The sequence below is a fragment of the Streptococcus sp. 2020WUSS089 genome (assembly GCF_044427405.1).
Taxonomy (GTDB): Bacteria; Bacillota; Bacilli; order Lactobacillales; family Streptococcaceae; genus Streptococcus; species Streptococcus hashimotonensis.
The window spans coordinates 1-10,681 of record NZ_JAOTGD010000019.1 but is presented as its reverse complement, the minus strand read 5'-3'; the positions used below and the strand labels follow the sequence as shown (position 1 = coordinate 10,681).

Sequence of the window (10,681 nt, the reverse complement as noted above, 5' to 3'; positions counted from 1 at the left end):
CGTGTCACTTTAATTCACCAAGATATTCTACAGTTTCAATTCCCTAACAAACAGAGGTATAAAATTGTTGGGAATATTCCTTACCATTTAAGCACACAAATTATTAAAAAAGTGGTTTTTGAAAGCCGTGCGTCTGACATCTATCTGATTGTTGAAGAAGGATTCTACAAGCGTACCTTGGATATTCACCGAACACTAGGGTTGCTCTTGCACACTCAAGTCTCGATTAAGCAATTGCTTAAATACTAAGTTCGCTTGCGTTTCATTATGTAGCAGACTATGAGAATTTAATAAAAAAGATATATAGGATGCTGAAGGCTGGTGGCAATTTAGTTTTTACAGTTGAACATCCTGTTTTTACTGCTCATGGAACACAAGACTGGTATTATAACGAAAAAGGAGAAATACTGCATTTCCCGGTGGACAATTATTATTATGAGGGCAAACGGACAGCTATGTTTTTGGAAGAAAAGGTTACAAAATATCATAGAACACTGACCACATATCTAAATACACTGCTTTCAAATAGTTTTATAATAAATCAGATTGTGGAGCCACAGCCGCCAGAGAACATGATGGATATTCCGGGGATGGCGGATGAAATGCGACGCCCAATGATGCTGATTGTATCGGCAAAAAAGAAGATGTAATAATATAGAAAAAATAAACGAGGAGTATGTAAATGAGATCAGAAAAAGAAATGATGGATTTAGTACTTTCTTTAGCAGAACAGGATGAACGTATTCGAATTGTGACCCTTGAGGGGTCACGCGCAAATATTAATATACCTAAAGATGAATTTCAGGATTATGATATTACATATTTTGTAAGTGATATAGAACCGTTTATATCTAATGATGACTGGCTTAATCAATTTGGGAATATAATAATGATGCAAAAGCCGGAGGATATGGAATTATTCCCACCTGAAGAAAAGGGATTTTCCTATCTTATGCTATTTGATGATTACAATAAAATTGATCTTACCTTATTGCCCTTGGAAGAGTTAGATAATTACCTAAAGGGCGATAAATTAATAAAGGTTCTAATTGATAAAGATTGTAGAATTAAAAGGGACATAGTTCCGACTGATATAGATTATCATGTAAGAAAGCCAAGCGCAAGGGAGTATGATGATTGCTGCAATGAATTTTGGAATGTAACACCTTATGTTATTAAAGGATTGTGCCGCAAAGAGATACTGTTTGCAATCGATCATCTGAACCAGATTCTACGGTTTGAACTACTTAGGATGATGTCGTGGAAGGTTGGGATAAAGACAGAATTTTCATTAAGTGTTGGGAAAAATTATAAGTATATTAACAAATACATTGATGAAGATCTATGGAATAGATTATTATCTACATATCGCATGGATTCCTATGAAAATATTTGGAAGTCATTATTTATATGCCACCAATTGTTCAGGGAAGTGTCCAAAGAGGTAGCAGAACTACTGGGGTTTGATTATCCAGAGTATGGTAAGAACATAACAAGATATACCGAGGACATGTATAAAAAATATGTTGAAAATGACTATTTTTAAAGATTAGCAAAGATTATTAACCATAAGCAAGGGGTGTAAATGTATGGAAAGTACTGATGTTATAAATGAAATTAGAGGTATATTACCTCGTAACTCAATTGGAAAATATGATTTACTAACTATTTTTACACATAAAACCGTTTTTGATAAAATTGTAAAAGTACTATATGGTTTTTGATATTGATAATTTAAAAGGATTTCTTAATGATACCAGTTCATTTGGGTTTATAGCTAAAGAAAATAATAAAATTATAGGATTTGCATATTGCTATACACTTTTAAGACCTGATGGAAAAACAATGTTTTATTTACACTCAATAGGAATGTTACCTAACTATCAAGACAAAGGTTATGGTTCAAAATTATTATCTTTTATTAAGGAATATTCTAAAGAGATTGGTTGTTCTGAAATGTTTTTAATAACTGATAAAGGTAATCCTAGAGCTTGCCATGTATATGAAAAATTAGGTGGTAAAAATGATTATAAAGATGAAATAGTATATGTATATGATTATGAAAAAGGTGATAAATAAATGAATATAGTTGAAAATGAAATATGTATAAGAACTTTAATAGATGATGATTTTCCTTTGATGTTAAAATGGTTAACTGATGAAAGAGTATTAGAATTTTATGGTGGTAGAGATAAAAAATATACATTAGAATCATTAAAAAAACATTATACAGAGCCTTGGGAAGATGAAGTTTTTAGAGTAATTATTGAATATAACAATGTTCCTATTGGATATGGACAAATATATAAAATGTATGATGAGTTATATACTGATTATCATTATCCAAAAACTGATGAGATAGTCTATGGTATGGATCAATTTATAGGAGAGCCAAATTATTGGAGTAAAGGAATTGGTACAAGATATATTAAATTGATTTTTGAATTTTTGAAAAAAGAAAGAAATGCTAATGCAGTTATTTTAGACCCTCATAAAAATAATCCAAGAGCAATAAGGGCATACCAAAAATCTGGTTTTAGAATTATTGAAGATTTGCCAGAACATGAATTACACGAGGGCAAAAAAGAAGATTGTTATTTAATGGAATATAGATATGATGATAATGCCACAAATGTTAAGGCAATGAAATATTTAATTGAGCATTACTTTGATAATTTCAAAGTAGATAGTATTGAAATAATCGGTAGTGGTTATGATAGTGTGGCATATTTAGTTAATAATGAATACATTTTTAAAACAAAATTTAGTACTAATAAGAAAAAAGGTTATGCAAAAGAAAAAGCAATATATAATTTTTTAAATACAAATTTAGAAACTAATGTAAAAATTCCTAATATTGAATATTCGTATATTAGTGATGAATTATCTATACTAGGTTATAAAGAAATTAAAGGAACTTTTTTAACACCAGAAATTTATTCTACTATGTCAGAAGAAGAACAAAATTTGTTAAAACGAGATATTGCCAGTTTTTTAAGACAAATGCACGGTTTAGATTATACAGATATTAGTGAATGTACTATTGATAATAAACAAAATGTATTAGAAGAGTATATATTGTTGCGTGAAACTATTTATAATGATTTAACTGATATAGAAAAAGATTATATAGAAAGTTTTATGGAAAGACTAAATGCAACAACAGTTTTTGAGGGTAAAAAGTGTTTATGCCATAATGATTTTAGTTGTAATCATCTATTGTTAGATGGCAATAATAGATTAACTGGAATAATTGATTTTGGAGATTCTGGAATTATAGATGAATATTGTGATTTTATATACTTACTTGAAGATAGTGAAGAAGAAATAGGAACAAATTTTGGAGAAGATATATTAAGAATGTATGGAAATATAGATATTGAGAAAGCAAAAGAATATCAAGATATAGTTGAAGAATATTATCCTATTGAAACTATTGTTTATGGAATTAAAAATATTAAACAGGAATTTATCGAAAATGGTAGAAAAGAAATTTATAAAAGGACTTATAAAGATTGATTATATAATATATGAAAAGCTATTATAAAAGACATTAGTATTAAATAGTTTAAAAAAATGAAAAATAATAAAGGAAGTGAGTCAAGTCCAGACTCCTGTGTAAAATGCTATACAATGTTTTTACCATTTCTACTTATCAAAATTGATGTATTTTCTTGAAGAATAAATCCATTCATCATGTAGGTCCATAAGAACGGCTCCAATTAAGCGATTGGCTGATGTTTGATTGGGGAAGATGCGAATAATCTTTTCTCTTCTGCGTACTTCTTGATTCAGTCGTTCAATTAGATTGGTACTCTTTAGTCGATTGTGGGAATTTCCTTGTACGGTATATTGAAAGGCGTCTTCGAATCCATCATCCAATGATGCGCAAGCTTTTGAATATTTTGGTTGATCGATATAATCATGAATCAATCGATTTTTAGCCTCACGCGCTAAGTTAATATCTGTGAACTTAAAAATTCCTTTAACAGCTTCTCTGAAAGATTTTGAATTTTTTTTAGGAATGGTGGTAAAGATATTTCTTAGGAAGTGAACTTGGCATCTTTGCCAACTTACGTTGGTGAAGGATTTTCTAATGGCAGAGACTAATCCGGTTCTGTTGCAAAGTTTTAAATCTACTATCAAATAAGGTAGAATAATAGAAAAAGATAGCAGGAGGAATGACGATGAATCATTTTAAAGGAAAGCAATTTCAGCAGGATGTGATTATTGTAGCCGTGGGCTACTATCTTCGTTATAACCTTAGCTATCGTGAAGTTCAAGAAATCTTATATGATCGTGGCATTAACGTTTCTCATACGACGATTTATCGTTGGGTGCAAGAATATGGCAAACTACTCTATCAAATTTGGAAAAAGAAAAATAAAAAATCCTTTTATTCATGGAAAATGGATGAAACGTACATCAAAATTAAAGTAAAATGGCATTATTTGTATCGAGCCATCGATGCAGATGGTTTAACCTTGGATATTTGGTTACGTAAAAAACGGGACACACAAGCAGCCTATGCTTTTCTTAAGCGGTTAGTGAAGCAGTTTGATGAACCGAAGGTTGTAGTCACAGATAAAGCCCCCTCTATTACAAGTGCCTTTAAGAAACTAAAAGAATACGGCTTTTATCAAGGGACAGAACATCGTACCATTAAATACCTGAATAATTTGATTGAACAAGACCATCGTCCAGTAAAGAGACGCAATAAATTCTATCGAAGTTTACGCACTGCCTCTACAACGATTAAAGGCATGGAAGCCATCCGAGGATTATATAAGAAAACCCGAAAAGAAGGCACTCTCTTCGGGTTTTCGGTCTGTACTGAAATCAAGGTATTATTGGGAATCCCAGCTTAAATCATAGATACCGTAAGGGATTTTATTCTTTATTTAAAACTTTGCAACAGAACCATTTGGCTCATATTTGCTTTTTAAAAGCTTCTGTAGGTTTTTAGGCATAAAACTATATGATTTACCCCTAAATCTTTAAAATGCCCCTTAAAATTCAAAATAAAGGCATTTAAAATTTAAATATTTCTTGTGATAAAGTTTGTTAAAAAGGAGTGGTTTTATGACTGTTATGTGGTTATCGATTATAGGTATGTGGTTTTGTATTGGAATGGCATTTTTTGCTATCAAGGTTATTAAAAATAAAAATTAGACCACGCATTTATGCCGAGAAAATTTATTGTGCGTTGAGAAGAACCCTTAACTAAACTTGCAGACGAATGTCGGCATAGCGTGAGCTATTAAGCCGACCATTCGACAAGTTTTGGGATTGTTAAGGGTTCCGAGGCTCAACGTCAATAAAGCAATTGGAATAAAGAAGCGAAAAAGGAGAAGTCGGTTCAGAAAAAGAAGGATATGGATCTGGAGCTGTAATATAAAAACCTTCTTCAACTAACGGGGCAGGTTAGTGACATTAGAAAACCGACTGTAAAAAGTACAGTCGGCATTATCTCATATTATAAAAGCCAGTCATTAGGCCTATCTGACAATTCCTGAATAGAGTTCATAAACAATCCTGCATGATAACCATCACAAACAGAATGATGTACCTGTAAAGATAGCGGTAAATATATTGAATTACCTTTATTAATGAATTTTCCTGCTGTAATAATGGGTAGAAGGTAATTACTATTATTATTGATATTTAAGTTAAACCCAGTAAATGAAGTCCATGGAATAATAGAAAGAGAAAAAGCATTTTCAGGTATAGGTGTTTTGGGAAACAATTTCCCCGAACCATTATATTTCTCTACATCAGAAAGGTATAAATCATAAAACTCTTTGAAGTCATTCTTTACAGGAGTCCAAATACCAGAGAATGTTTTAGATACACCATCAAAAATTGTATAAAGTGGCTCTAACTTATCCCAATAACCTAACTCTCCGTCGCTATTGTAACCAGTTCTAAAAGCTGTATTTGAGTTTATCACCCTTGTCACTAAGAAAATAAATGCAGGGTAAAATTTATATCCTTCTTGTTTTATGTTTCGGTATAAAACACTAATATCAATTTCTGTGGTTATACTAAAAGTCGTTTGTTGGTTCAAATAATGATTAAATATCTCTTTTCTCTTCCAATTGTCTAAATCAATTTTATTAAAGTTCATTTGATATGCCTCCTAAATTATAGAGCCGACATTTTCCATTTATTAATGTATCACTTTAGAAACAAAGATGACCGTTCCTTTTTCGAACTATTGAAAAATCTACCTGATAGCTTGGATACACAATTTAGAGATAAAATAGAAAATCTGATTTCCTATGAAGAAGGTATTAGAAACGCTCTTAAATATAATTTTTCCAATGGAAAAATTGAAGCTAAGAACACTCATATAAAAACACTTAAAAGAGTTTCCTACGGATTCAACTCATTTACAAATATGCGTATAAGAATTTTCTTGATAAACGGCCTTATTAAAATTAAATAACTAAAAAAGATGATAAATCTGAGAGTAATCTCAAGTTTATCATCTTATATATCCGACTCATCAGTCCGATTTGACAAAGAGCCCAAACTCAAAAGGTCTTCACATAGCGATTATATCTAATAAAAATTCATTAATTTTTTTACATTTTCAACAACCAGAATGTATCATTAACACTTTTACATCCTTATTGCATAACTCAAAAATTACATAACTTCCAATTCTCTCATCAACTGTTCCCATTCATTAAAATAATTACCCTGACACCTTTTAACATCATCAATTGATTTTTGTATTTCCGTCAGTACTATATAATCAGAAGAATTGTTTGGTTCAGAAATGATTTTATTCAATCTTTCTAATTCTTCATCATATTGATTTATTAACACTTCAAGCTTTTCAATTCGTTTCTCCTTCTTAACCTTCTCCTTCTCAATGGAGTTACGATCGCCTTTTACTGTGTTATTTTTCTCTACTTTCTGCTCAACTTTAATGTTATTAAATGGCTTTTCAGAATTCATCCTTTTTTTCTCGTACTCACCATAAGTAGATTGTACAAACTCTACACCATCCTTATCAAAAACAAGTAATCTGTCAGCAATCTTATTAGTAAAATATCTATCATGTGACACAAAAATAATTGTACCTTGATAACTGCATAAGATATTCTCTAAATTCTCTTTTCCAATAATATCCATGTGGTTTGTCGGTTCATCTAAGATTAAAACATTAGGACGTTTATATAATAATTTACATAATGTCAATCTAACCTTTTCTCCACCTGACAAAGAGGACACCGGTCTAAAAACATCATCTCCACTAAACTGAAATGAGCCAAGAGCAGTTCTGACCTCTGTGTCATTTAGCTCAGGGTATTCGCTTTGAAAAATTTCGAATAGTGTATCATCTCCACTGATTTGAGCAAGCTGTTGGTCAAAATAGCTAATTTCAACATTGTATCCGAATTTAAAATCTCCAGACAATGCTGCCACACCACCCATAAGTGTTTTAAGCAACGTGGATTTACCAATACCATTACTCCCAACAATTCCAAGCTTCTGTCCCCTTTCAAGGTTGAAATTAACCTTTGCAAGAGGAGTATCATAGCCTATCACAAGTTCTGAAGCACTTAATACTTGCCTTGAACTACTGATTCTCGGTTGAAATTTAGACATATAAGTTTTTGTATCGTATTGGTCTGGTGCATTTAATATTTGCATACGCTGTAATAATTTAATTTTAGATTGCACCATTTTAGCTTTCGTAGGTTTATAACGAAAACGTTCAATCAAGCGTGTAATCCTTTCAATTTCTATCTGTTGCAAGTCGTAATCTTTTTGCTGTTTGATATGATTTTCTCGTTTTTGCTCCTCAAAGGCTGAATAATTACCTTTATAACATTTGGTCTCTCCCCATTCGATTTCATAAACCTTATCCACAATTCGATTAAGAAACATTCTATCATGGGAAATAATAACCAATGTAGATTTATAACTTCTCAAATAACTCTCCAACCATTGTATTGTTTCTATATCAAGGTGGTTAGTAGGTTCATCAAGTAATAGAATGTCTGGCTTTGTTAAAAGTATTTTTATAAAAGCTATCTTAGTTCGCTGACCACCTGAAAATTCAGAAATGGGTTTTTTATAATCTGCTTCAGTAAAACCCATACTACGAATCATCGTTTCATATTCTTTTTGGTAGGTTAGACCTCCAAGAGCCATATACCTTTCACTGATATCAGAGTATTCATTGATGATTTTATCATCATATTGATTCTCCATTTTATCTATCAGCTGTTTCATCTTGTTTTCCATATCAATAAGCGTCTTAAATACCGTACGGACTTCATCCACCATTGATATACTTTCATCTTCAAAAGGCATCTGTCTTAAATAGCTAATATAAGGGTTACCGGTCTTTATTACTTGAAACTCACTTTCACCAGTTCCTTCTTCTAATTCAATTTCGCCTATAATAGCTTTTAGCAAGGTTGTTTTTCCACATCCATTTCTACCAACAATAGCAATCTTTTCATTATCATTGATTTCAATATCGATGTTTTCCAACACCATATTACCATCATAGTAAACGGCACCATTAATTATTTTGTATTGCATTTTCATATCCTCCTTTGCGTTAGTACTAGCAATTGCAAAGGTGGCTTTGGACAATAATTATTCTACTCCATGTAAAGCTTGTCACAGCCACCTATACATGGAGTTCTTTAAATGTTACTTTAGTTGTAGATTTCATTTGCTTCTCCCTCCTATCGTTTCAAATATAATTCAACTTCCCCCTTATTGTACCAAATCGCTAGCGCAATGGCTAGCCTAAGTTTTAGCTTACACCCTTTCTGATAAAAACAAAGTAACTGATCCGTTATCTCATCCGACACCAGATTCCGCATATGCCCTGCTGTTCCCGTCAACAGAAACCGCAGCCACACTGGAAAAAGATACAAAAGGATTGCCGCAATTGATTCTTTGCATTAGCCATCAGCTTTACAAATCACTCTTTCTATATTCAAAAGGCGTTTTTCCTGTTTCTTTTTTAAACACGGATGTGAAGTAACTTTGTGAGTTAAATATAAGATATTCACTAATTTCTGATATTGACTGATTCGTATATACCAATAGAAATTTGGCATATGCTATTTTCTCCTTCTTAATGTATGCACCAACAGTCATACCTATATCTATCTTGAATTTACGCATGAAGTGATACTGACTTAGACCAATTTCTGTGCATATTGACTGAATGGTGAGCTGACGGTTGATATTTCTTTTAATCATCCTGACTGCTTTTGCTATGTCTGAAGAGACACCAGATACTCTATAATCTGCAGTACTTAAAGCGAAATGCTCCAAAATACTGTTATACATAGCAACGGACTCTTCTCTTTTTCTCAGAGAACTAAAGCGATTTCCGTAATAGCTACTGATTGCACCTGACATTTCAATAGGAAGACCGCCAGCAATAGCATAGTACATCGATAGATACAGACAGAATGTCAGCATGGATTTTGTTGATTGTTCATTATTACAAAATTCAAAAAGTGCATTAAGGTAATCTTGATCCCGGTTCAGCTGTTTAAGTGTAGTTATATCACCATTTTGGACAAGCTCAAGTCTTGTTCGTAAGTCCTGATAACTTTGTTCAATCGTCCGCTTTGAAAGCTCAGACGTTTGTAGTCCCATGATATCAGTCGAAAAAAATTGTACCAGTTTATTCACTAAACTCTCAATAGAAAAAGATAAATTCTTATCTAATGCAAAGTAATACATCATCACACATATTTCACTAAACTTTCTGATATCGAGCACAGTCAAATTTTTATCTAAAGTGAATTTAGGAGGCTTACTTGTCTGCTTTCTTCATTAGAATCAATCCTTTCTTAAAAGTCAATATTATTGTAACATAAATAGGTTCTGTTGCAAAGTTTTAAATCTACTATCAAATAAGGTAGAATAATAGAAAAAGATAGCAGGAGGAATGACGATGAATCATTTTAAAGGAAAGCAATTTCAGCAGGATGTGATTATTGTAGCCGTGGGCTACTATCTTCGTTATAACCTTAGCTATCGTGAAGTTCAAGAAATCTTATATGATCGTGGCATTAACGTTTCTCATACGACGATTTATCGTTGGGTGCAAGAATATGGCAAACTACTCTATCAAATTTGGAAAAAGAAAAATAAAAAATCCTTTTATTCATGGAAAATGGATGAAACGTACATCAAAATTAAAGTAAAATGGCATTATTTGTATCGAGCCATCGATGCAGATGGTTTAACCTTGGATATTTGGTTACGTAAAAAACGGGACACACAAGCAGCCTATGCTTTTCTTAAGCGGTTAGTGAAGCAGTTTGATGAACCGAAGGTTGTAGTCACAGATAAAGCCCCCTCTATTACAAGTGCCTTTAAGAAACTAAAAGAATACGGCTTTTATCAAGGGACAGAACATCGTACCATTAAATACCTGAATAATTTGATTGAACAAGACCATCGTCCAGTAAAGAGACGCAATAAATTCTATCGAAGTTTACGCACTGCCTCTACAACGATTAAAGGCATGGAAGCCATCCGAGGATTATATAAGAAAACCCGAAAAGAAGGCACTCTCTTCGGGTTTTCGGTCTGTACTGAAATCAAGGTATTATTGGGAATCCCAGCTTAAATCATAGATACCGTAAGGGATTTTATTCTTTATTTAAAACTTTGCAACAGAACC

7 protein-coding genes and 6 pseudogenes are annotated in these 10,681 nt (G+C 32.2%); 9 read left to right on the top strand and 4 right to left on the bottom strand.

The features are described 5' to 3' along the window. The 6 genes and pseudogenes from ODU46_RS09910 to aph(2'')-Ia all read left to right on the top strand — a co-directional run. Positions 1 to 243, top strand: a pseudogene (locus ODU46_RS09910) (rRNA adenine N-6-methyltransferase family protein); the annotation flags it as partial. Beyond that, positions 243 to 650, top strand: a pseudogene (locus ODU46_RS09905) (methyltransferase domain-containing protein); the annotation flags it as partial. The pseudogenes ODU46_RS09910 and ODU46_RS09905, both read left to right, overlap by 1 nt. A 32-nt stretch (positions 651 to 682) precedes the next feature. Beyond that, entirely contained in the window at positions 683 to 1,546 is an 864-nt protein-coding gene (locus ODU46_RS09900; RefSeq protein WP_002294505.1) for an aminoglycoside nucleotidyltransferase ANT(6)-Ia, read from the top strand. A 43-nt stretch (positions 1,547 to 1,589) separates the two neighbouring features. Then, positions 1,590 to 1,712 (top strand): annotated as a pseudogene (locus ODU46_RS09895) (adenine phosphoribosyltransferase); the annotation flags it as partial. 1 nt (position 1,713) lies between these two features. Next, positions 1,714 to 2,079: a GNAT family N-acetyltransferase gene (locus tag ODU46_RS09890; RefSeq protein WP_002303448.1), complete on the top strand. Its 366-nt coding sequence runs from the start codon at positions 1,714 to 1,716 to the stop codon at positions 2,077 to 2,079. Continuing rightward, a complete protein-coding gene (gene aph(2'')-Ia, locus ODU46_RS09885) occupies positions 2,080 to 3,519 on the top strand; it encodes an aminoglycoside O-phosphotransferase APH(2'')-Ia (RefSeq protein WP_001028144.1) in 1,440 nt (479 codons plus the stop codon). Positions 3,520 to 3,648: 129 nt separating this feature from the next. Here aph(2'')-Ia and ODU46_RS09880 read toward each other — a convergent pair. Continuing rightward, positions 3,649 to 4,113: pseudogene (locus tag ODU46_RS09880) on the bottom strand (transposase); the annotation flags it as partial. Positions 4,114 to 4,187: 74 nt separating this feature from the next. Between ODU46_RS09880 and ODU46_RS09875 the strand changes: the two are divergent. Beyond that, complete coding sequence (locus ODU46_RS09875) at positions 4,188 to 4,868, top strand: IS6-like element IS1216 family transposase (protein ID WP_029180466.1); 681 nt, start codon at positions 4,188 to 4,190, stop codon at positions 4,866 to 4,868. Between the two features lie 539 nt (positions 4,869 to 5,407). Here ODU46_RS09875 and catA read toward each other — a convergent pair. Continuing rightward, positions 5,408 to 6,127 (bottom strand): annotated as a pseudogene (gene catA / locus ODU46_RS09870) (type A chloramphenicol O-acetyltransferase). 33 nt (positions 6,128 to 6,160) lie between these two features. Here catA and ODU46_RS09865 point away from each other — a divergent pair. Then, positions 6,161 to 6,448 (top strand): annotated as a pseudogene (locus ODU46_RS09865) (transposase); the annotation flags it as partial. Between the two features lie 203 nt (positions 6,449 to 6,651). Here ODU46_RS09865 and optrA read toward each other — a convergent pair. Then, entirely contained in the window at positions 6,652 to 8,619 is a 1,968-nt protein-coding gene (gene optrA / locus ODU46_RS09860) for an ABC-F type ribosomal protection protein OptrA (RefSeq protein WP_105138726.1), read from the bottom strand. Between the two features lie 330 nt (positions 8,620 to 8,949). Then, on the bottom strand, positions 8,950 to 9,732 hold the full coding sequence (locus ODU46_RS09855; RefSeq protein WP_222813104.1) for an AraC family transcriptional regulator: 783 nt from the start codon (positions 9,730 to 9,732) through the stop codon (positions 8,950 to 8,952). 214 nt (positions 9,733 to 9,946) lie between these two features. Between ODU46_RS09855 and ODU46_RS09850 the strand changes: the two genes are divergently transcribed. Then, positions 9,947 to 10,627 carry an IS6-like element IS1216 family transposase gene (locus ODU46_RS09850; protein ID WP_029180466.1) on the top strand — a complete coding sequence of 227 codons (681 nt, stop codon included), beginning with the start codon at positions 9,947 to 9,949 and terminating at the stop codon, positions 10,625 to 10,627. Positions 10,628 to 10,681: the final 54 nt, after the last annotated feature.